The following is a 20,276-nucleotide window of genomic DNA, read 5'->3' as shown; positions in this document are numbered from 1 at the left end:
GTCAGCCGGCCACGGCGCACCACCGCCCATCGGGGCCCCCGGAACGGGGCCCGTGCCGGTCATCGCGGAATCGACCGGCCAGTCATCGACAGCACCACCCGGCACCGGACCCGCACCGGTCGTCGAACCGTCAGCCGGCCACGGCGCACCACCGCCCATCGGGGCCCCCGGAACGGGGCCCGTGCCGGTCATCGCGGAATCGACCGGCCAGTCATCGACAGCACCGCCCGGCACCGGACCCGCACCGGTCGTCGAACCGTCAGCCGGCCACTGCCCACCGGCGGAACCACCCGGAACCGGACCCGCACCGGTCATCGAACCGTCAGCCGGCCACGGCGCACCGGCGGGGGCGCCCGGGGCGGGGTTCGCGCTTGCCGCCGGGCCCTCCAGGAGGGGGTTGGGGCCGGCCGTCGGGTCGACCAGGAGCGGGTTCGCGCCGGTCGTCGACGCGTCGCCCTGCCACGGCGCGGCGCCGCCCGCCGGGGCGCCCGGCGCGGGAGCGGCCGCGCCTGTGGGTGCGCCGTTGCCCGGCGCGGCGTTGGTGCCACCGCGCACGGGGCGGCGGGGCAGGCCGGCGGTCGTGGACTGGTGGGCCGTGGAGCCGTTCGGCCGGGTGCGCGGTCCGGTCGGCGGGGCGGCCGGAGCCGGGGCGGCGGGCCGGGAAGCGCCCGGCTTGCGCGGGGAGAACCAGTCGCTGGTCTTCTCCTCGGCGTCCGGGCCCAGGGAGCCCGTCTCGTCCGGCACCTCGGCGGCGGGGGCCGCGGGAGCGCTCGGCTCGGCGGGCGCGCCGCTCTGCTCGGCACCCCGGCCGGAGGCCGCCGGGCTGCGCATGACGACCGGCGGGATGGGGCGCGAGCCCGGGATGTTGATGCGGATCCGCGTCGTCAGCTGAGTCTCGGTCTTGGGCCCCTCGGCCTTCGGACCCTCGCCGGAGGCGGAGGGGTACGCGCCTCCACGCCCCTGGGGCCCGGAGGACGAACTGTCAGATTCACGGCTCAAAGCAGGTTCTCCCGGTTACTCTTCGCCGCCCTCTGTGACCTCGCTTCGGGTCGCCCACTTGCCGGAGGCCAGGGGAGGCTCGGCGGCGCGCACCACCATACTGGGCAACCACGCGCACGCACTTGACGACCGCCGGACCATCCGGCGACGGTGAGCACGGCACACACGCGCGTACCCCGTGCCACCCGGGTGTCACCCGATCGGGGAACCGGGCGCCAGTCCAGGCGGAATGCGTCTCGTCACTTGCCAAGTCGGGCCGCAGGCCCGCCCGGTTGCGGCAGCTTCGGAATCGTGGCGCAGATCACAGCCACGGTCATGCCGCCCAGCAGGAAGATGTACGAGCCGAGCCCCGCGCCGAAGAGGAAGTCGCCCTCGGCCCGGGTGGCGGACAGCAGCAGCACGGAGACGAGCCAGCCCGCGCCGGGCGCCGCCCCGCCGATTCTGCTGCGGGTGGCCGTGGCCCCGCCGTGGCAGAGCCCGGCGAGCGCGAGCAGGGCGAGCAGCAAGCCGCCCGGGAACCAGCCGCCTTGGACGAGCGCGCCGGCGACCCCGACCACGAAACCGAGGACGGCGAGCCCCGCGTACGCGGCGAGGCGCCCGGCGCTCAGGGGAGTCGTGAGGCCACTCACCGAGCCACCCCCGTACCGGACATCGCGCCGTTTTCCGTGTCGAGTCCGGCGAAGAGGTCGTCCTCGCGGCCGTGCTCACCCGGCGCGCCGGCCGTGCCCCGCACGAGCCGGTAGTACTCGACGGCGAAGAGCGGCTGACCCAGGTCGTTGGAGAGCGCGAAGAAGGGGCCGTCCACGGCGATCTGCGTGACATGGGCCCGCATGGCGGCGGCCTTCGCGGGCGCGTACGCGGTGGTGTCGATGGCGGCGGTCACTTCCTCGTCCGGCAGGACGCCCGGCACGTCGGCGGGCGAGGCGACACCGGGGAAGGAGATCTCCTCGCCGGCCTCGCGCAGCCGCGCGAAGCCCTCCTCGACGACGGAGAGCGGCACGCAGTTCCAGTAGACCTTGGCGATCCGGTGGGGTTCGCCCAGATCCCGGCGGAACGCCGGTTCCGCGGCGAGTTCGGCGGCGCGCATGGCGACGCGGTGGGCCTGGATGTGGTCGGGGTGACCGTAGCCGCCGTCGGGGTCATAGGTGACGAGGACCTGCGGGCGCACCTCGCGAATCACCTCAACGAGGGACGCGGCGGCCTCGTCGACGTCGGCCCGCCAGAAGCAGCCGGGGCGCTCGTTCTGCGGGGCGCCCATCATGCCGGAGTCGCGGTAGCGGCCGGGGCCGCCGAGGAGGCGGTGGTCGGTGACCCCCAGCTCCTTCATGGCGGCGGCGAGTTCGCCCCGCCGGTACGCGCCCAGGGTGTCCTCCCGGTCGGCGGCCAGATGGGCGAGCCCGGGCGGGATCACCTCGCCCTCTTCGCCGAGCGTGCAGGTCACAAGCGTGACGTGGGCACCCTCGGCGGCGTACTTGGCCATGGTCGCGCCGTTGTTGATCGATTCGTCGTCCGGGTGCGCGTGCACCAGGAGCAGCCGGCGGCCGGGAAGGTCGGTCATGGCACCAGCCTACGAGGACCGGCCGGGCCCGGCCGGTCGCCCCTAGAACTTGATGTTGCTGATCATGCCGGTGACCGACGTCGTGAGCTGGTGGATCGTCGGCCCCACGGACGAGCTGGCGAGGTAGAACCCCAGCAGCACGCAGACCGCGGCGTGGCCCGCCTTCAGGCCGGACTTCCGGCAGAGCATGAAGACGACGATCGCCAGCAGCACCACTACGGAGATCGAGAGTGCCACAGCGGTTCACCTCCAGGGACGCACGGTCGGACGGCATGAAGCAACGGCATACATCAGCGGCATACGCGACAGGCGTACGACGGCATACCCATGCCCGCCGGAGGTCGGACATACGCATGCCACGGACGCCATACCCACTATGTGCGAGCGATCATAACTTTCCGTGCGTGCGCATGACTCGGTGCACAGGAGCAAAACCGGGGCGCACGGCGAGTTCTCGCCTAACCAGGTGCACCGCGTGGTACAGGACCGTAGGCTCCGGGTCCATGACCGCTCAGCTCTCCTTCCCCCGTCAGTACGCCCGTACCCAGCGCTTTTCGCTCGGCGCGCCCCGTGCGTTCACCGTGTCCCCGGACGGCTCGCGTGTCGTCTTCCTGCGCTCGCGCGGCGGCACCGACCGGACGGGCGTGTTGTGGGTGCTGGACCTCGACTCCGGGCGGGAGTACCCGGCCGCCGATCCGGCCGTGCTGCTGGGCGGCGCCGACGAGGAGCTGTCGGCCGAGGAGCGGGCGCGGCGCGAGCGCACCCGCGAGGGATCGGCGGGCGTGGTCGGCTACGCGGTCGACGCCACGGCCGAATTGGCGGCGTTCTCCCTGTCGGGGCGGCTCTTCGTCGCCGAGCTGCGCGGCGGCACGGCACGCGAACTGCCCGTGCCCGGGCCGGTCGTCGACCCGCGCCCGTCCCCCGACGGCCGGCACGTGGCGTACGTGACCGGGGGCGCCCTGCGCGTGGTGGGCGCCGAGGGCGGCGGCGACCGGGTGCTGGCGGAGCCGGAGGGCCCGACCGTCAGCTGGGGCCTGGCCGAATTCATCGCCCAGGAGGAGATGGACCGTTCGCGGGGCTTCTGGTGGTCCCCCGACGGCGACGTCCTGCTGGCCGCCCGCGCGGACGACGCACCCGTGCGCCGCTGGTGGATCGCCGACCCGGCCAACCCCGGCGAGGCGCCGGCCGAGATCGCGTATCCGGCCGCCGGCACCCCGAACGCCGAGGTGACGCTGGCCCTGCTCGGTCTGGACGGCTCCCGGACGGACGTCGAGTGGGACCGCGAGCGCCACCCCTATCTGGCCCGGGTGCACTGGTCCGCCGGCGGCCCGCCGCTGCTGCTCGTCCAGTCGCGGGACCAGCGCTCCCAGGCGTACCTGACGGTCGACACCGCCACGGGCGCCACGCGCGTGGTGTGCACCGAGCAGGACGGCATCTGGCTGGAACTCTTCGCCGGGGTGCCGGCCTGGACGCCGGACGGCAGGCTCGTACGGATGTCGGACGAGTCCGGCGCGCGGGCCCTGGTGGTGGGCGACCGGACGCTGACCGGGCCCGAGTTGCACGTCTGCGCCGTGCTGGACGTCGCGGAGGACGACGTGCTGATCGCCGCGTTCGCCGGCCCGGAGGCGGCGGAGCCGGAGACGGGCGAGATGCACCTCTACCGGGTCGGCGAGCAGGGCGCCGAGCGGCTGACCCGCGAGCCGGGCCGCCATTCCGCGGTGCGCTCGGGCGCGGTCACGGTGCTGGCGTCGGCCTTCCCGGACCGGCCCGGGGCCGAGGTACGGGTCGAGCGCGACGGCAAGCAGATCGCCACCGTCGGCTCGTACGCCGAGACGCCGGTGCTGACCGCCCGCGCGCACCTCACACGCGCCGGCGCGCGCCGCATCCCGTGCGCCGTCCTGCTGCCCACCGGCTACACCGAGGCGGACGGTCCGCTCCCGGTCCTCATGGACCCGTACGGCGGCCCGGGGGCCGCGCGCGTGGTGGCCGCGCACAACGCCCATCTGACGTCCCAGTGGTTCGCCGACCAGGGCTTCGCCGTGATCGTGGCCGACGGCCGGGGCACCCCGCACACCTCGCCCGCCTGGGAGAAGGCCATCCACGAGGACTTCGCGGGCGCCACCCTCGACGACCAGGTCGAGGCCCTGCACGCGCTGGCCGGCGAGTACCCCCTCGACCTGGACCGGGTCGGCATCCGCGGCTGGTCGTACGGCGGCTATCTGGCCGCCCTCGCCGTCCTGCGCCGCCCCGACGTCTTCCACGCGGGCGTCGCGGGCGCGCCCGTCACCGACTGGCTGCTGTACGACACGCACTACACCGAGCGCTATCTCGGCCACCCGGACGAGCGGCCCGAGGTCTACGCCCGCAACTCCCTGATCACCGCCGCCGGCCTCTCGGAGGCGGCCGAGCGGCACCGCCCCCTGATGATCGTGCACGGCCTGGCCGACGACAACGTGGTGGCTGCCCACACCCTCCGCCTCTCCTCGGCGCTCCTCGCGGCCGGCCGCCCCCACGAGGTGCTGCCGCTGTCGGGCGTGACCCACATGACGCCGCAGGAGCAGGTCGCGGAGAACCTGCTGCTGTTGCAGGTCGACTTCCTGAAGCGGGCGCTGGAGCCCAGGAAGTAACCCCTCCGGTTACGGCACGGGCGCGGGCCGGGGGAATGGCAACCCCCCGGCCCCCTTGACGCTCCCGAAAACCATTGCGAAAGTCCCGCTCATCCAGAAGACGACGCTGGGGAGTTCGCCATGCCGAACGAGCTCGTCGGCCGCTCACCCGGCCAGCTGATGTGGCGCCGCTTCCGGCGCGACCGTTCCGGCGTCGCCTCGGCCTGCGTGGTGGTCCTCTTCTTCGTCGTCGCCCTCGCCGCCCCGCTGATCTCCGGGCTCTACGGCAAGAACCCCACCACCACCTACGGCCTGGACGAGCAGGGCCTGCTCAATGAGTTCGGCTACCCGGTCAGACCCAACGGCGGGATCTCCGGCCGCTTCTGGTTCGGCCTGGAGCCCACCCTCGGCCGGGACGTGCTCACCCAGCTCGTCTACGGCATCCGCACCTCCCTGCTCATCGCCACCGCCGCCACCGTGCTGTGCGTCCTGACGGGCGTCCTGATCGGCGTCACCGCCGGATACGCGGGCGGGCGCACCGACTATCTGCTGGGGCGGTTCATCGATCTGCTGCTCGCCTTCCCGAGCCAGCTGTCCTTCATCGCCTTCACTCCGGTCGTCTACTCGCTCTTCGTCAGCCCGGAGAAGGAGACACCCACCTATCTGCGCGTGCTGACGCTGATCCTGGTGCTGTGGGTGCTGGGCTGGATGGGGCTGGCGCGGCTGCTGCGCGGCCAGGTGCTGAGCCTGCGGGAGCGCGAGTTCATCGAGGCGGCGAAGGTCACCGGCGCCTCGCCGTGGCGCGTCATCAGCCGGGAGCTGCTGCCCAACCTCTGGACGCCGATCCTCGTCCAGGCGACGCTGATGCTGCCCGCCTTCGTCACCGTCGAGGCGGGACTCTCCTTCATCGGCGTCGGCATCGTGGAACCCACCCCCGACTGGGGACGGATGTTCGCCAACGGCGCCCACTACTACGAGAGCGACATCACCTACATCTTCTTCCCCGGGCTCGCGATGATCGCCTTCGTCGTCGCCTTCAACCTGCTCGGGGACTCGGTCCGGGACGCCTTCGACCCCAGGACCACGCGCTGAGAACCACCCACTGAACCGGTAAGTCGGCAAGTCGTCAGGCAGGCTACGGACAGGCAGGTGCATCCACCGATGACCGCTACGACGAGGTCCCCCAGGCACAGAGCCCGGCTGTCCGCCGTGGCCCTGGCGGCCGGAGCCCTGGTGCTCTCCGCGTGCAGCAGCGGTGGCGGCGGAGGGGGTGGCGGCGCGACGAGCCAGGGGCCGGGCGAGGACAAGAACAAGTCCTCGAACTACTCCATCGGCGGCAAGGACGACTCCACCGGCCCCGCCCCCGAGGTCGCCGGCGCCAAGAAGGGCGGCACCGTCACCGTCCTCCAGCGCGACGCCTTCAACCACCTCGACCCGGGGCAGATCTACTTCGCCGACGTGCTGGCGAACCAGATGCTCTACAACCGCAGCCTGACCACCTACAAGGTCGACGACCGGGGCCGGGTCAAGGTCGTCGGCGACCTCGCGACCGACGCCGGCCGCTCCTCCGACGGCGGGAAGACCTGGACCTTCACCCTGAAGGACGGGCTGAAGTTCGAGGACGGCTCGCCGGTCACCGCCCAGGACGTCCGCTGGGGCATCGAGCGGCTCTACGCCTCCTTCGAGACCGACGGCCCGCTCTACATCCCTCAGTGGCTCTCCGGCGACGGCAACGACTTCCGCAAGGCGCTGCCGGACGGCCCGTACAACGGCGGCCATCTGCCGTCCTCCGTCCTGGACACCCCCGACGAGAAGACGGTGGTCTTCCACTTCCGCGCGCCGCACGCCGACACCCCGTTCGCCACCGCCATGCCGAACATCGGCGCGGTGAAGAAGGACAAGGACACCCAGCGCAAGTACGACAACGCGCCCTTCTCCACCGGCCCGTACAAGGTCGCCGACTTCAAGGTGGGCAAGTCCCTCACCCTCGTCCGCAACGAGAACTGGGACCCGAAGACCGACCCGGTCCGCCACCAGTACGCCGACCGGTTCGAGATCAGCTTCGGCCACCAGTACGCCGACTCCACCCGGCGCTTCCTCGCCGACCAGGGCGCCGACAGGACCGCCCTGTCCTTCAGCAACGCGGTCGCGCCCGAGATGACCGAGAAGGTGCTGAACCAGGCCGACACCAAGGCGCGCCGCTTCGTGGAGGTCCAGCCGTACGTCGACTACATCAGCTTCAACACCAGCCGGCTCAAGGACGTCCGGGTCCGCAAGGCGCTCGCCTACGCGATGCCCAACGGGCAGATCGTCCAGCAGGTCGGCGGGGCGACCGGCGGGATCATCGCCGGCAACTACCTCTCCCCCGCCATGGACGGCTACCAGCCCACCGACCCGTACGGCAAGAAGGCCAAGCCCGCGGGCGACCCCGACAAGGCGCGGCAGCTGCTGAAGGAGGCCGGCAAGGAGGGACAGGAGATCGTCTACGCCTACCCCAACACCGACGTGCAGCAGAAGGTCTCCGTCGTCGTCACCCAGGCGCTGGAGCGCGCGGGCTTCAAGGTGCAGAAGAAGGAGATCGACTCCAACACCTGGCGGACCGCGATCGCCGAGGTGGACAACAAGTTCGACATCTACCGCACCTCCTGGGGCGCCGACTGGCCCGTCTCGGCGACCGTCGTCGCGCCGCTCTTCGACGGCCGGCAGATCGCGGACGGCAGCCAGAACTACGGCCATCTGAACGACCCCGCCGTCAACGCCGAGGTCGACCGCATCAGCGCGATCCCGGACGTGAAGAAGGCCGCCCCCGAGTGGCAGAAGCTGGCCGACCGGATCCTCACCGAGGACGTGCCCGGCGTCCCCACCTTCTACAACCTGCAGTTCTCCCTTTGGGGTTCGGGGCTGGGCGGGGTCCGCTACCACCCGGTCTACGGGACGGTCGACCCGACCGGCGTGTACGTGAAGTAGCGCCATGCTGAGATTCCTCGCCCGCCGCGTCCTCGGCGCGATCGTCATCATCCTGCTGATCAGCGCGATCACGTTCTTCCTCTTCTTCGCGCTGCCCTCCGAGCCGGCCCTGATGTCCTGCGGGAAGAACTGCACCCCGGACGCCCTGGCGGTCATCAACAAGAACCTGGGCCTCGACCAGCCGGTGCCCGTCCAGTACTGGCACTACATGGCCGGCATCTTCGCCGGCCGTGACTTCTCCGTGGGCCACTGCCCGGCGCCCTGCTTCGGCTACTCCTTCTCCAACCAGCAGCCCGTCTGGGGCACGATCGTCGACCGCTTCCCCACCACCCTGTCCATCACGCTCGGCGGCGCGGCCGTCTTCCTCGTCGTCGGCGTGGGCATCGGCATGATCGCCGCCGCGTTCCGGGGCACCTGGATCGACAAGCTCTTCAGCTCGCTCTCCCTCATCGGGAACTCGCTGCAGATCTACTTCGTCGGCGTCATCGCCCTCGCCGTCCTGGTCAGCGGGCTGCACTGGATGGACAACCCCGCGTACCACCCGATCACCCAGGACCCCGTCAAGTGGTTCACGGGGATGATCGTCCCCTGGCTGGTGCTGTCCATCATCTTCATCGCCAACTACAGCCGCATGACCCGCTCCCAGATGATCGAGCAGCTCGGCGAGGACCACGTCCGCACCGCCCGCGCCAAGGGGCTCGGCCGCCGCACCGTCTTCCTCCGCTACGCCTGGCGCGGCGCGCTGGCCCCGATCGTCACCATCTTCGGCATCGACCTCGGCTCGCTCTTCGGCGGCGCGATCATCACGGAGTTCACCTTTAGCCTGCACGGGCTCGGCCGGCTCGCCGTCTCCTCGGTGAGCGAGACCGACCTGCCGACGCTGATGGCCGTGATGCTCGTCGGCTGCACGGCGATCGTCGTGGCCAACATCGTCGTCGACGCCGCGTACGCCGTCATCGATCCGCGCGTGCGGCTCGCCTAGCCCGTTCGGAGGCCGCTGTTGCCCGCATTCCTGTCCGTGCAGGACCTGTACGTCCGCTTCCGCACCGAGGACGGCGTCGTACAGGCCGTCGACGGCCTCTCCTTCGAGCTCGAGCGCGGCCGCACCCTCGGCATCGTCGGCGAGTCCGGCTCCGGCAAGTCCGTCACCAGCCTCGCCGTGCTCGGGCTGCACGACCCGCGCACCAGCGAGGTCCGGGGCCGGATCCTGCTGGACGGGCAGGAGCTGACGACCGCCTCCGAGTCCGCCCTGGAGAAGCTGCGCGGCGACAAGATGGCCATGATCTTCCAGGACTCGCTCACCGCGCTCTCGCCCTACTACACCGTCGGCCGCCAGATCGCCGAGCCCTACCGCAAGCACACCGGCGCGTCGCGCCGTGAGGCCCGGCAACGGGCCGTCGAGATGCTCGCACGCGTCGGCATCCCGACCCCCGCCCTGCGCGTGGACGACTACCCGCACCAGTTCTCCGGCGGCATGCGCCAGCGCGCCATGATCGCCATGGCGCTGGTCTGCGACCCGGAGCTGCTGATCGCCGACGAGCCGACCACCGCCCTCGACGTCACCGTCCAGGCCCAGATCCTCGACCTGCTGAAGGACCTCCAGCAGCAGACCGGCTCCGCGATCGTCCTCATCACCCACGACCTCGGCGTCGTCGCCCACACGGTGGACGACCTGCTGGTCATGTACGCCGGCCGCGCCGTCGAGCGCGGCACCGCCCGCGAGGTGCTGCGCACGCCCCGGCACCCCTACACCTGGGGGCTGCTCGGCTCCATGCCCCGCCTGGCCACCGACGCCGACCAGCCCCTCGTGCCCATTCCCGGCTCCCCGCCGAGCCTGCTCGACCCACCACCGGGCTGCCCGTTCCATCCGCGCTGCCGCCACACCGCCGAGGTCGGCGGCGACCGCTGCCGCACCGAGCGCCCCACGCTCGGCCCCGGCCACGGCTCGGCCTGCCACCTCCCGACGGAGCGGACCCGATGACCGACCTCCTCACGGCCCAGGGCCTGACCAAGCACTTCCCCGTCCGGGGCGGCTTCCCCGTCCGCCGCACCGTCGGCGCCGTCCAGGCCGTCGACGGCATCGACCTCGCCGTACGGGAGGGCGAGGCGTTCGGCCTCGTCGGCGAGTCCGGCTGCGGCAAGTCCACCACCGGCCGGCTGCTCACCCGTCTCCTGGAACCGACCTCCGGCCGCATCCTCTACCGCGGCGAGGACATCACCCACGCCGGCCGCCGGCAGCTGGCCCCGATCCGCTCCGAGATCCAGATGATCTTCCAGGACCCCTATGCCTCGCTGAACCCCCGTCAGACGGTCGGCCGCATCATCACCGGCCCCATGGAGATCAACCACATCACCCCACCGGGCGGCCGCGAGGCCCGCGCCCGGGAGCTCCTGGAGACGGTCGGCCTCAGCCCGGAGCACTACAACCGCTTCCCCCACGAATTCTCCGGCGGTCAGCGCCAGCGCATCGGCGTCGCCCGCGCGCTCGCCCTCGACCCCAAGGTCATCGTGGCGGACGAGCCGGTCTCCGCCCTCGACGTCTCCATCCAGGCCCAGGTCGTCAACCTCCTCAGCCGTCTGCGCCGTGAGCTCGGCATCGCCTTCCTCTTCATCGCGCACGATCTGGCGGTGGTCCGCCACTTCTCGCAGCGCGTCGCGGTCATGTACCTCGGCAAGATCGTCGAATCGGGCCCCCGGGACGCGATCTACGACCGCCCCCGCCACCCCTACACCCACGCCCTCCTCTCGGCAGTCCCCGAACCGGCGGACGCGGACCCGGGCGCCGCCCCTGCCCGGGAGCGCATCCGCCTGACGGGGGACGTCCCGTCCCCCATCGACCCCCCGACGGGCTGCCGCTTCCGCACCCGCTGCTGGAAGGCCCAGCCGCTCTGCGCGGAACAGGAACCCCCACTGGCCCCGGCCGGCGGGCCGGACCACCTGACGGCGTGCCACTTCCCTGTCGGCTGAACGGGGCCCCGGGCGGCCGTGCGCGTCAGACCGGCACGACCAGGCCGCGTTCGTGAAGCTTGGGCAGCAAACTGTGCAGGCAGGCTGCGGCCGTGCGGCCGCCGTTGCGCAGCAGTTCGGTCAGCGGGCCACCTTGGACGAGAAGGGTCCACCCGAGCGCGGGGCGATCGCCGTCCGCCTTGAGGAAGACCGTCATGCCGTGCTCCACCAGCCAGTCCAGGACCAGGGTGCCTGTTCCCTCGACGGGAAATTCCTCCTCGCTCACGGGCAGCCCGCCCGCACACAGCCGCGGAACGGCGAGACACAGACACTGACCGGCCGAGGCCCCCGCGGTCCGGATCCGTTCGCGCGATTCCTCGGGGGCTCCCATGCCAGGAAGGAGATGGAACTCCCACCGGGCTTCACCAGGGTTCGTTCGCCCGTCGGCCGAGATGATGGCGACCCGGCCCTGCTCGGCCAGCCGTTCCAGGAAGAGGAGAGCCGCGTCCTCCTCGAAGCCGGGACCGGGCTCCTCGGCCCTTGGGCAGCGCAGTCTTGTCACCGCGTGGTAGCCGCCGCGCTTTAAGTCGTTCACCAGCCGCCTTCCTCACACGTATCGTGCTTGTTCCAGCAATTTATTCGAACAGTCGGGGGTCGGGTGCGGGCCGAAGACCACACTTCCTGGGACCGGACGTTCCCGGTCAGGCATCTGCTGGTGCGCCAGGACGAGGACGACCGGGGCCGCCTCTGGGCACGCTGCGCGGGCGTCGAGGGCCTGTTCATGGACGACGTGCCACCTCCCCGGGAGGTGTTGACCCTGCGGGGATGCGCTCCGCTCGGACCGCTGCGCGAGGCGCTCTCCGCGACCCGGCCGCTGGGCGACGTATGCGTCGAGGTCTGGGACGACCACCAGCCCCTGCAGTGGTGGACCCTGGTTGACACCGTCGTCATCGCCTGCCGCCCGAACAGCGAGGATCCCTCGCTCGTCGACGTCACCGTGGGAGCCGGGGTCAAGGAGAAGGAGGTGTGGTCGCACGACCTGCCGCTGTCCCCGCGCTTCCGACTGTTCACGAGCAACACCGTCGCTGCCATACCCGCCGGACACTGCGCGGGTGTGGACGGCATGTTCGCCGAGCGGAAGGACCCGCCGCCGACTCCCATCGGGCTCATCGGCTGCGCACCCGAGGAGCCCCTGCTCGCCGTCCTGCGAAAACCACGTCGTTGGGAGCGCGACTGGGCCGGGCTGTGGACGCTCGATCGCAACGGCCGGAAGATGCACGAGCACATGGTGGGCCTGAGCATCACGAGCGCACGGCCCTCGGTGCTCGGGGGCACCCTGATCGACATCACACTGACCGCCGGCGGCGACGACAGACCCCCACTGGCCGCCCGGCCTGTATGGGCAGCCTGGCACGAGGGCATCCCCTCGACCCCGAATCAGTGGGCTCTCCACACCTCGCAGGGCCGAACCGCATGGCTCGACCTGACGGCCACCGGCATGAGCGAGCAGGGCCCCGACCGTTCGGGCGGCGTACACCACCTCGACGGCCGGTTCGTCACGGACGCACCCGGCCTGCACTGCGCGATGGCCGAGGCGCTGGTGGGACCGGGCCGCTACTTCGGGCGGGGTTGGGCCTCCTTCCAGGACTGCCTGCACGGCGGCTTCGGCATAGCCGCCCCGTTCACACTCGTCTGGCACGACGCCGACGTCGCCCGCAAGGCGCTGGCCGAGGAGATGTCCGACCCGGAACGCGGGCTGTCCTACTTCGAGGACGTCGTGCAGCTGCTCGAACGCTCTGGCGTCGAAGTCGTCCTGCGTTGAGTTCAGGCCTCGGCCTCGGCAGGCGCACCCCTGGCCCACAGTTCCTCGGCGTATTCCGCGAACCGGGTGAACAGCCCGTCAAAGCCGCAGCGCCGTAGGTGCAGCAGCGGCGAATCGTGGCCTCCCAGCGTCGCGAGGTGCGGTGTCACGAGCGCTTCGTCGTCGAAGCGGAGGACGGACAGCCCGTCTTGAGCCGGTCCCTGACCGCCTTCGGCCACAACATCGCTGCTTCCGCGTCGGCTGAACGGGGCTCCGGGCGGACCGTGCGCGTCAGACCGGCACGACCAGGCCGCGTTCGTGAAGCTTGGGCAGCAAACTGTGCAGGCTGCGGCCGTGCCGTCTTCTAGGGTCGTCCGTATGACGATCGACACTGAGGCCGACGGCTTGCTCTTCGAATCCCTCCGGGCGGACGCCCTCACCAGCCCGGACCAGCTGCGCGAGCTCTACCCGCAGCCGAACCCGAACGCGCTCCGCAAGGAGACCGACCGCCTGACCGAGGGGACCCGGGCGCTGATCGGCTGTTCCTCGCTGGTGTTCATCGGCAGTGCGGACGCCGAGGGCCGGGCGGACGTGACGCCGCGTGGCGGCCCGGCCGGGTTCGTCTCGGTGCTGGACGAGCGGACCTTGGTGATCCCCGACGCGACCGGCAACAAGCGGCTCGACACGATGCACAACGTGCTGCAGACCGGACGCGTAGGGCTGCTCTTCCTCATCCCCGGCCGCCCGACCACGCTGCGGGTCAATGGCCGCGCCTGCGTCTCGGCGCGCCCGGAGCTGCTCGCCCGACTCACTCCCGTTGGAAAACCGCCGGTCACGGCGATTGTGGTGCATGTCGAGCAGGTCTATCCGCACTGCCCGAAGTCGCTGATGCGCGCCAACGCCTGGCAACCGGAGCGGTGGGTGCCCGCTGACGCCCAGCCGACCAGCGCCGAGGTGACGCTGGCCCAGCTGAACCTGCCGGGCCTGACCATCGATCAGATCGAGGAGGCCGAACGGGAGTCACTGCGCCTGCGTTACGAGTGAATGCCTCGGTGACGCCCACACCGTCCGCCCAGCCGGACTCACTGTCAGTGCTCCGTGTCATGATGCGGACGCGTCCCAGGGGAGTGGGCCGCGGACTACTGATCGCCTGGGGGTTGGGGATGGGTACGGGTACCGGGGCGGACGGCTCGTCCAGATCCGACGAGGAGTGGGAGCGGTTTCTGCGCGAGTCGGTGGCGGGTGTCGCCGACGCGCCCAAGGAGCCGTCGGCGCGGGCCCGCGATGTGGCGAAGCGGCTGCGCGCGGAGTCCGGCCGCGGCGTGGAGGGCTGGCGCAGCTACACGCCCGCGCGGCCCAAGCGGCGCACGGGCTGGTACGTGGTCGGGCTGCTGGCCTCGCTGGTGCTGCTGGTGGTGGCGCTCGCGCCGGGGCGAATAGTGGACCTGTTCGCCGGAGCCGACTCCCCGGCGGAGGCGGCCCAACGTCCCACCAGGGACGAGCCGTTCCGGGGTTCGCCGGCGGCGAGCTGGGCGAGCGGAGTGGCGGGGATCACCGTGCCGAAGGCCGAGGCGGTCGGCTGGATGAGCGCGGCCGAGGTCGAGCAGGCCCTCGCCCGCAGCCGGGACTTCCTCGTCGCGTCCGGCCTGGACCGCGGGGTGCTGCGGGGCGAGAGGCCGGAGAAGGCGATCGCACTGATCAACCCGCACCAGAAGGACGTCCAAGATCTCCTGAAGACCGCTTTCCGAACCCCGAGCGAGAAGAACGACCCCCTCCTCCTCTTCAGCCGCTTCCAGCCCTCCCGCACCCACCTGGTCGGCGACGTCGTGAAGACCCGGGGCCGGCTCACGTACCGAGAGGGCGAGCGCGGCGCGCTCCTGGTGACCGCCGACGTCACCTTCGTCTACCCGGTCACCCGTGCGGACCCGGGCGGCGACGACGAGATCGTGCGCACGATCGTCCGGCGTGAGCTGGTCCTGAGCTGGGACGACCCCGCCAAGGTGATCACCGAGCCGGGCACGTTCTCGATCGTCTCGTACAAGTACGACATGACCAACGGCGGCTGCGGCGCCGCCACGGGCTACTTCACCCCGCCCTTCGGCACGGACCGCCGGGCGGACGCAGCCGGCACGGAGGTCGACCCGTACGACCGCAGCACGCCGGTCGGGCAGGGCAAGTCCTCCGGGGACGAGTGCGCGAGGGCGACGCGGTCCTAGCGGGCGGGCGGAAGACCACGCCGATTTCAGGCCTCGGGCTCGGCAGGCACACCCCTGGCCCACAGTTCCTCGGCGTGTTCCGCGAACCGGGTGAGAGCCACAACATCGCTGCTTCCGCTTCCAACGCTACGCAGGCATCGCGGAGCCCTCCTCCCCGGTCAGCCGTCATTCACGCATACGGGCGGTTTCTCCCCCGTCGATCGGGCGCAGCATCACACCGGCACCGAATGAGGTGTTATCTGACCATACGTCACCGCCGCACCGGACCGTCGTGAGGAGGAGCCCATGCGGGCACGCGCACGCGCGCACGGCAGGGGCCGGTGGGCGGTGTGCGGGGTGCTCGCGGTCGTGCTCCTCGCGCCGCTCACCGCCGCGTGCGGGAGCGGGGGCGGGGCCGGGCCGGGGTGGGTGCGGGCCTCCTGGGGGGATCCGCAGAATCCGCTGGAGCCCGCCAACACCAACGAGGTGCAGGGCGGCAAGGTCCTCGACATGGTCTTCCGGGGGCTCAAGCGGTACGACCCCCGCACCGGCGCCGCCGTGAACATGCTGGCGGAGAAGATCGAGAGCTCCGACCAGCGGACCTTCACCATCACCGTCAAGGACGGCTGGACGTTCAGCGACGGCGAGCGGGTCACCGCCCGTTCCTTCGTCGACGCCTGGAACTACGGCGCCCTGATCGACAACAAGCAGAAGAACGCCTCGTTCTTCGAGTACATCGACGGCTACGACAAGGTGCACCCGGAGAGCGGGGCGGCCACCGCGAAGACGCTCGCCGGGCTGTCCGTCAAGAGCGACCGGGTCTTCAGCGTCCGACTGCGGACCACGTTCTCCACCTGGCCCGACACCCTCGGCTACGCCGCCTACGCGCCGCTGCCCGGCGCGTTCTTCGAGCACCACGAGGCGTGGCTGCGCAAGCCGGTCGGCAACGGCCCGTACGTGATCGACTCGTACAGCCGGGGCTCGGCCATGCGGCTGCGCCGGCGGGAGGACTACCCGGGGCCCGACCGGGCCCGCAACAAGGGCATCGAGCTGCGGGTCTACACCGACAACAACACCGCGTACACCGACCTCCTGGCCGGCAACCTCGACCTCGTCGACGACATCCCCAGCGCCCAGCTGCGCAACGCGAAGAAGGACCTGGACGGGCGGTACATCAACCAGCCGGCCGGGATCATCCAGACCCTGGACTTCCCGATGGACGACAAGAGGTGGACGAAGAGCGGGATGGAGAAGGTGCGGCGCGGCCTGTCGATGGCCATCGACCGGCAGCGGATCACCGACCAGATCTACCGGAAGACCCGCACTCCGGCCACCGACTGGACCTCCCCCGTCCTGGGCGCGAAGGGCGGCTACAGCCCGGGCCTGTGCGGCGCGGCCTGTACCTACGATCCGCGGGAGGCCCAGCGGCTGATCCAGGAGGGCGGGGGGCTGCCGGGCGGGCATGTGACCGTCACCTCGAACGTCGACACCGGTTCGCACCGGGTGTGGATGGACGCCGTCTGCAACAGCATCAACAACGCCCTGCACCGGGACCGGGCGTGCACGGTCGACCCGGTCGGCACGTTCGCCGACTTCCGCAACCAGGTCGCGGGCCGGCAGATCACCGGCATGTTCCGCTCCGGCTGGCAGATGGACTACCCGCTGGTGCAGAACTTCCTCCAGCCGCTGTACTACACCGACGCCTCCTCCAACTACGGCAAGTTCAGCGACCCGGCCTTCGACAAGCTGGTCGACGAGGCGAACGCCGAGTCCGACCGGGCCAGGGCGGTGGCCACGTTCCGGGAGGCGGAGCGGATCCTCGCCCGGCAGATGCCGGCCATCCCGCTCTGGTACCAGAACGGCAGCGCCGGCTACTCCGAGGGCGTCACCGGCGTGGCGCTCAACTCCTTCAGCGTGCCCGTCTACGAGCAGATCGAGGTCGGCTGAGATGGGGCGGTACGTGATCCGGCGGCTGCTGCAGATGATCCCGGTGTTCGTCGGCAGCACGTTCCTGATCTTCTTCATGGTCTACGCCCTCGGCGACCCCGTCGCCGCGCTCTTCGGCGACAAGGCGCCCGACCCCGCCACGGCCGCCCGCATCCGCCACGAGCTCTTTCTCGACGAGCCGCTGTGGAAGCAGTACGCGCACTACATGGGCCAGATCCTCACCGGGGACTTCGGCACCGCCTTCAACGGGCAGCCGGTCACCGAGCTGATGGGCAGCGCCTTCCCGATCACGCTGCGGCTGACGCTCGTCGCCGTTGTCGTCGAGATCGCCGCCGGCATCGCGCTCGGCGTACTCGGCGGGCTGCGGCGCGGGCGGTCGGCGGACACCACCGTCCTGCTGCTCACCCTGATCGTGGTCTCCGTCCCGACGTTCGTCAGCGGTTACGTCCTGCAGTACGTCGTCGGCGTGAAGTGGGACGTCGTCACCCCGTCCGTCTCGCCCGAGGCGCCGTTCGACGAGCTGCTGCTGCCGGGCCTGGTGCTCGCGCTGACCTCGCTCGCGTACGTCACGCGGCTGACGCGTACGTCCATCGCCGAGAACCTGCGCGCGGACTACCTGCGCACCGCCGTCGCCAAGGGGCTGCCCCGCCACCGGGTCGTCGTCCGGCATCTGCTGCGCAACTCGCTCATCCCGGTGGTGACGTTCATCGGCACCGACATCGGCGCCCTGATGGGTGGCGCCATCGTCACCGAGCGGATCTTCAACATCCGGGGCGTCGGCTTCCAGCTCTACCAGGGCATCCTGCGGCAGAACTCGCCGACCGTCGTCGGCTTCGTGACCGTCCTCGTCATCGTCTTCCTGCTGGCCAATCTGATCGTCGACCTCCTCTACGCCGTGCTCGACCCGAGGATCCGCTATGCCTGAGCCCGCGCCGTACGACCCGGCGAAGGACGCCGTGACCCCTGCCGGCGCCGGCGGGGCGATGAGCATGGCCGGCAGCGACGCGGAGTCGCTGGAGCAGTCCCTGGCCCAGCCGCAGCCACCGCTGCCGGCCCCCTCGGGCCCGGTCCACCGCAAGCCGCGCAGCCTGTGGTCGGACGCCTGGCACGACCTGCGGCGCAACCCGGTCTTCATCGGCTCGGCCCTGGTCATCGTCTTCCTGGTCGTGATCTCCCTGTGGCCGGGGCTGATCGCGAGCGGCAATCCGCTGAGCTGCGACCTGGCCAAGGCGCAGGACGGGCCCGAGCCCGGGCACCCCTTCGGCTTCGACGCGCAGGGCTGTGACGTCTACACCCGTACGGTCTACGGCGCGCGTGCCTCCGTCACCGTCGGGCTGTGCGCCACCGCCGGGGCCACGCTGCTGGGCAGCGTGCTGGGCGGGCTGGCCGGCTTCTACGGCGGCTGGTGGGACGGGCTGCTCTCACGGCTCGCGGACGTGTTCTTCGGTATCCCGATCATCCTGGGCGGCCTGGTCTTCCTGTCGGTGGTGACGGGCAGCTCGATCTGGCCGGTCGTCGGCTTCATCGTGCTGCTCGGCTGGCCGCAGATCTCGCGCATCGCGCGCGGCGCGGTTGTCAGCGCCCGTCAGCACGACTACGTGCAGGCGGCGCGCGCCCTGGGCGCGGGCGACGGGCGGCTGCTGCTGCGGCACATCGCGCCCAACGCGGTGGCGCCGGTCATCGTCGTGGCGACGATCGCCCTGGGCACGTACATCGCGCTGGAGGCGACGCTCTCGTTCATCGGCGTCGGCCTCAAACCGCCCACGGTGTCCTGGGGCATCGACATCTCCAACGCCTCGACGCTCATCCGCAACGCCCCGCACATGCTGCTGTGGCCGGCGGGTGCGCTGAGCGTCACGGTGCTCGCGTTCATCATGCTCGGCGACGCGGTGCGCGACGCCCTCGACCCCAAGCTGCGCTGAGGAGCGGGCGGATGGCAGACCGGGAGACGACTTTGCTGGACGTGCGTGATCTGCACGTGGAGTTCCGCACCCGGGACGGCGTCGCCAAGGCGGTCAACGGCGTCTCCTACCGCGTCGCCGCCGGCGAGACGCTGGCCGTGCTCGGCGAGTCGGGCTCCGGCAAGTCCGTCACCGCGCAGGCCGTCATGGGCATCCTCGACTCGCCGCCCGGCCGGATCACCGGCGGCGAGGTCCTCTTCCGCGGCAAGGACCTGCTGGCCATGGGCGCCGAGACGCGGCGCCGGCTGCGCGGCGCCAAGCTCGCCATGATCTTCCAGGACGCGTTGTCCTCCCTCAACCCGGTGATGACGGTGGGCGCGCAGCTCGCCGAGATGTTCGAGGTCCATCAGTCCATGGCCCGCAAGGACGCCCGTGCGCGGGCCGTCCGTCTCATGGAACGGGTGCGCATCCCGGCGGCGAAGCAGCGGGTGAACGACTATCCGCACCAGTTCTCGGGCGGTATGCGTCAGCGCATCATGATCGCCATGGCGCTGGCGCTGGAGCCGGAGCTGATCATCGCGGACGAGCCGACCACGGCCCTGGACGTGACGGTCCAGGCCCAGGTCATGGACCTGCTCGCGGAGCTCCAGCGCGAGTACAACATGGGTCTGATCCTGATCACCCACGACCTCGGTGTCGTCGCCGACGTCGCGGACAAGATCGCCGTGATGTACGCCGGCCGCATCGTCGAGACCTCCCCGGTCCACGAGCTGTACCGCGCGCCCGCGCACCCGTACACGCGCGGGCTCCTGGACTCGATCCCGCGCCTGGACCGCAAGGGCCGGGAGCTGTACGCGATCAAGGGCCTGCCGCCAAGTCTCACGGCCGTCCCGTCCGGCTGCCCCTTCCATCCGCGCTGCCCGCGCGCCCAGGACGTCTGCCGCACGGACCGTCCCCCGCTGCACACCGTGGGCCCGGGCCGCACCAGCGCGTGCCACTTCTGGGAGGAGACCCTCCGTGACGACTGAGCCGGAGGCGCTGCTGGAGGTGCGGAACCTGGTCAAGCACTACCCGGTCACGCGGGGCATCGTCCTCAAGAAGCAGATCGGCGCGGTCCAGGCCGTCGACGGCGTCTCCATCGACCTGCGGCACGGCGAAACGCTGGGCGTCGTCGGCGAGTCGGGCTGCGGCAAGTCCACCGTCGCCCGGCTGCTGATGAATCTGGAACGCCCCACCGCCGGCTGCATCCGCTACAAGGGCGAGGACATCACGAAGTTGTCGGGGCGTGCGCTGAAGGCGGTGCGCCGGAACATCCAGATGGTGTTCCAGGACCCGTACACCTCGCTGAACCCGCGG

18 protein-coding genes and 2 pseudogenes are annotated in these 20,276 nt (G+C 71.3%); 14 read left to right on the top strand and 6 right to left on the bottom strand.

Annotation, left to right across the window (positions count from 1 at the left end):
• The 4 genes and pseudogenes from AB0K09_RS03140 to AB0K09_RS03125 form a co-directional block, all read right to left on the bottom strand.
• Positions 1-999 (bottom strand): annotated as a pseudogene (locus AB0K09_RS03140) (hypothetical protein); the annotation flags it as partial.
• Positions 1,000-1,238: 239 nt separating this feature from the next.
• Positions 1,239-1,628 carry a DUF6113 family protein gene (locus AB0K09_RS03135; protein WP_366063500.1) on the bottom strand — a complete coding sequence of 130 codons (390 nt, stop codon included), beginning with the start codon at positions 1,626-1,628 and terminating at the stop codon, positions 1,239-1,241.
• Entirely contained in the window at positions 1,625-2,557 is a 933-nt protein-coding gene (mshB, locus tag AB0K09_RS03130) for an N-acetyl-1-D-myo-inositol-2-amino-2-deoxy-alpha-D-glucopyranoside deacetylase (protein WP_366063498.1), read from the bottom strand. Before mshB ends, AB0K09_RS03135 begins: the two co-directional genes overlap by 4 nt.
• A gap of 42 nt (positions 2,558-2,599) precedes the next feature.
• Positions 2,600-2,794, bottom strand: a complete 195-nt coding sequence (locus AB0K09_RS03125) for a hypothetical protein (RefSeq protein ID WP_366063497.1) — start codon at positions 2,792-2,794, stop codon at positions 2,600-2,602.
• A gap of 266 nt (positions 2,795-3,060) precedes the next feature.
• Here AB0K09_RS03125 and AB0K09_RS03120 point away from each other — a divergent pair, with 266 nt between their 5' ends.
• The 6 genes from AB0K09_RS03120 to AB0K09_RS03095 all read left to right on the top strand — a co-directional run bounded on the left by AB0K09_RS03120 (position 3,061) and on the right by AB0K09_RS03095 (position 11,097).
• Positions 3,061-5,184: an alpha/beta fold hydrolase gene (locus AB0K09_RS03120; RefSeq protein ID WP_366063496.1), complete on the top strand. Its 2,124-nt coding sequence runs from the start codon at positions 3,061-3,063 to the stop codon at positions 5,182-5,184.
• Positions 5,185-5,304: 120 nt separating this feature from the next.
• A complete protein-coding gene (locus tag AB0K09_RS03115) occupies positions 5,305-6,255 on the top strand; it encodes an ABC transporter permease (RefSeq protein WP_366063495.1) in 951 nt (316 codons plus the stop codon).
• A gap of 69 nt (positions 6,256-6,324) precedes the next feature.
• Positions 6,325-8,130 (top strand): ABC transporter substrate-binding protein, encoded by a 1,806-nt coding sequence (locus AB0K09_RS03110; RefSeq protein WP_366063494.1) that lies wholly within the window; start codon positions 6,325-6,327, stop codon positions 8,128-8,130.
• A gap of 4 nt (positions 8,131-8,134) precedes the next feature.
• Complete coding sequence (locus tag AB0K09_RS03105) at positions 8,135-9,112, top strand: ABC transporter permease (protein ID WP_366063493.1); 978 nt, start codon at positions 8,135-8,137, stop codon at positions 9,110-9,112.
• A gap of 18 nt (positions 9,113-9,130) precedes the next feature.
• A complete protein-coding gene (locus tag AB0K09_RS03100) occupies positions 9,131-10,111 on the top strand; it encodes an ABC transporter ATP-binding protein (protein ID WP_366063492.1) in 981 nt (326 codons plus the stop codon).
• The gene (locus AB0K09_RS03095; protein WP_366063491.1) at positions 10,108-11,097 is read left to right on the top strand and encodes an oligopeptide/dipeptide ABC transporter ATP-binding protein; all 990 of its coding nucleotides are present in this window, start codon (positions 10,108-10,110) and stop codon (positions 11,095-11,097) included. The genes AB0K09_RS03100 and AB0K09_RS03095 overlap by 4 nt, the downstream gene beginning before the upstream one ends.
• Positions 11,098-11,122: 25 nt before the next feature.
• Here AB0K09_RS03095 and AB0K09_RS03090 read toward each other — a convergent pair whose 3' ends face one another.
• Positions 11,123-11,671, bottom strand: coding sequence for a hypothetical protein (locus tag AB0K09_RS03090; RefSeq protein WP_366063490.1), 549 nt, complete (start codon positions 11,669-11,671; stop codon positions 11,123-11,125).
• Positions 11,672-11,734: 63 nt separating this feature from the next.
• Between AB0K09_RS03090 and AB0K09_RS03085 the strand changes: the two genes are divergently transcribed.
• Positions 11,735-12,898, top strand: coding sequence for a barstar family protein (locus tag AB0K09_RS03085; protein WP_366063489.1), 1,164 nt, complete (start codon positions 11,735-11,737; stop codon positions 12,896-12,898).
• Between the two features lie 2 nt (positions 12,899-12,900).
• On the opposite strand, the pseudogene AB0K09_RS03080 reads toward AB0K09_RS03085, so the two are convergent.
• Positions 12,901-13,080 (bottom strand): annotated as a pseudogene (locus AB0K09_RS03080) (XRE family transcriptional regulator); the annotation flags it as partial.
• A gap of 175 nt (positions 13,081-13,255) precedes the next feature.
• Between AB0K09_RS03080 and AB0K09_RS03075 the strand changes: the two are divergent.
• The 7 genes from AB0K09_RS03075 to AB0K09_RS03045 all read left to right on the top strand — a co-directional run.
• Complete coding sequence (locus AB0K09_RS03075; RefSeq protein ID WP_366063488.1) at positions 13,256-13,921, top strand: MSMEG_1061 family FMN-dependent PPOX-type flavoprotein; 666 nt, start codon at positions 13,256-13,258, stop codon at positions 13,919-13,921.
• Positions 13,922-14,040: 119 nt separating this feature from the next.
• Positions 14,041-15,093: a hypothetical protein gene (locus AB0K09_RS03070; RefSeq protein ID WP_366063487.1), complete on the top strand. Its 1,053-nt coding sequence runs from the start codon at positions 14,041-14,043 to the stop codon at positions 15,091-15,093.
• Between the two features lie 285 nt (positions 15,094-15,378).
• Positions 15,379-17,019 (top strand): ABC transporter substrate-binding protein, encoded by a 1,641-nt coding sequence (locus AB0K09_RS03065; protein WP_366063486.1) that lies wholly within the window; start codon positions 15,379-15,381, stop codon positions 17,017-17,019.
• 1 nt (position 17,020) lies between these two features.
• Positions 17,021-17,944 (top strand): ABC transporter permease, encoded by a 924-nt coding sequence (locus tag AB0K09_RS03060; RefSeq protein WP_366063485.1) that lies wholly within the window; start codon positions 17,021-17,023, stop codon positions 17,942-17,944.
• Positions 17,937-18,941: an ABC transporter permease gene (locus AB0K09_RS03055; protein WP_366063484.1), complete on the top strand. Its 1,005-nt coding sequence runs from the start codon at positions 17,937-17,939 to the stop codon at positions 18,939-18,941. The genes AB0K09_RS03060 and AB0K09_RS03055 overlap by 8 nt, the downstream gene beginning before the upstream one ends.
• Before the next feature lie 11 nt (positions 18,942-18,952).
• Positions 18,953-19,948, top strand: coding sequence for an ABC transporter ATP-binding protein (locus tag AB0K09_RS03050; protein WP_366063483.1), 996 nt, complete (start codon positions 18,953-18,955; stop codon positions 19,946-19,948).
• Positions 19,938-20,276 (top strand): ATP-binding cassette domain-containing protein (locus AB0K09_RS03045; protein ID WP_366063482.1); only part of this gene is annotated, 339 nt, incomplete at its 3' end. The genes AB0K09_RS03050 and AB0K09_RS03045, both read left to right, overlap by 11 nt.

Origin of the sequence: Streptomyces sp. NPDC049577 (genome assembly GCF_040675635.1) — a bacterium.
In the GTDB taxonomy this organism is placed as follows: Bacteria; Actinomycetota; Actinomycetes; order Streptomycetales; family Streptomycetaceae; genus Streptomyces.
Note: the sequence above shows the minus strand (reverse complement) of the source record. Positions and strands in the feature narration are given on the sequence as shown.

What these genes read in the sequence shown, in the direction of transcription:
- mshB (WP_366063498.1), bottom strand. Translation starts at nt 2,557, where the DNA reads ATGACCGACCTTCCCGGCCGCCGGCTGCTCCTGGTGCACGCGCACCCG.
- AB0K09_RS03120 (WP_366063496.1), top strand. Translation starts at nt 3,061, where the DNA reads ATGACCGCTCAGCTCTCCTTCCCCCGTCAGTACGCCCGTACCCAGCGC.
- AB0K09_RS03115 (WP_366063495.1), top strand. Translation starts at nt 5,305, where the DNA reads ATGCCGAACGAGCTCGTCGGCCGCTCACCCGGCCAGCTGATGTGGCGC.
- AB0K09_RS03110 (WP_366063494.1), top strand. Translation starts at nt 6,325, where the DNA reads ATGACCGCTACGACGAGGTCCCCCAGGCACAGAGCCCGGCTGTCCGCC.
- AB0K09_RS03105 (WP_366063493.1), top strand. Translation starts at nt 8,135, where the DNA reads ATGCTGAGATTCCTCGCCCGCCGCGTCCTCGGCGCGATCGTCATCATC.
- AB0K09_RS03095 (WP_366063491.1), top strand. Translation starts at nt 10,108, where the DNA reads ATGACCGACCTCCTCACGGCCCAGGGCCTGACCAAGCACTTCCCCGTC.
- AB0K09_RS03075 (WP_366063488.1), top strand. Translation starts at nt 13,256, where the DNA reads ATGACGATCGACACTGAGGCCGACGGCTTGCTCTTCGAATCCCTCCGG.
- AB0K09_RS03070 (WP_366063487.1), top strand. Translation starts at nt 14,041, where the DNA reads ATGGGTACGGGTACCGGGGCGGACGGCTCGTCCAGATCCGACGAGGAG.
- AB0K09_RS03065 (WP_366063486.1), top strand. Translation starts at nt 15,379, where the DNA reads ATGCGGGCACGCGCACGCGCGCACGGCAGGGGCCGGTGGGCGGTGTGC.
- AB0K09_RS03060 (WP_366063485.1), top strand. Translation starts at nt 17,021, where the DNA reads ATGGGGCGGTACGTGATCCGGCGGCTGCTGCAGATGATCCCGGTGTTC.
- AB0K09_RS03055 (WP_366063484.1), top strand. Translation starts at nt 17,937, where the DNA reads ATGCCTGAGCCCGCGCCGTACGACCCGGCGAAGGACGCCGTGACCCCT.
- AB0K09_RS03050 (WP_366063483.1), top strand. Translation starts at nt 18,953, where the DNA reads ATGGCAGACCGGGAGACGACTTTGCTGGACGTGCGTGATCTGCACGTG.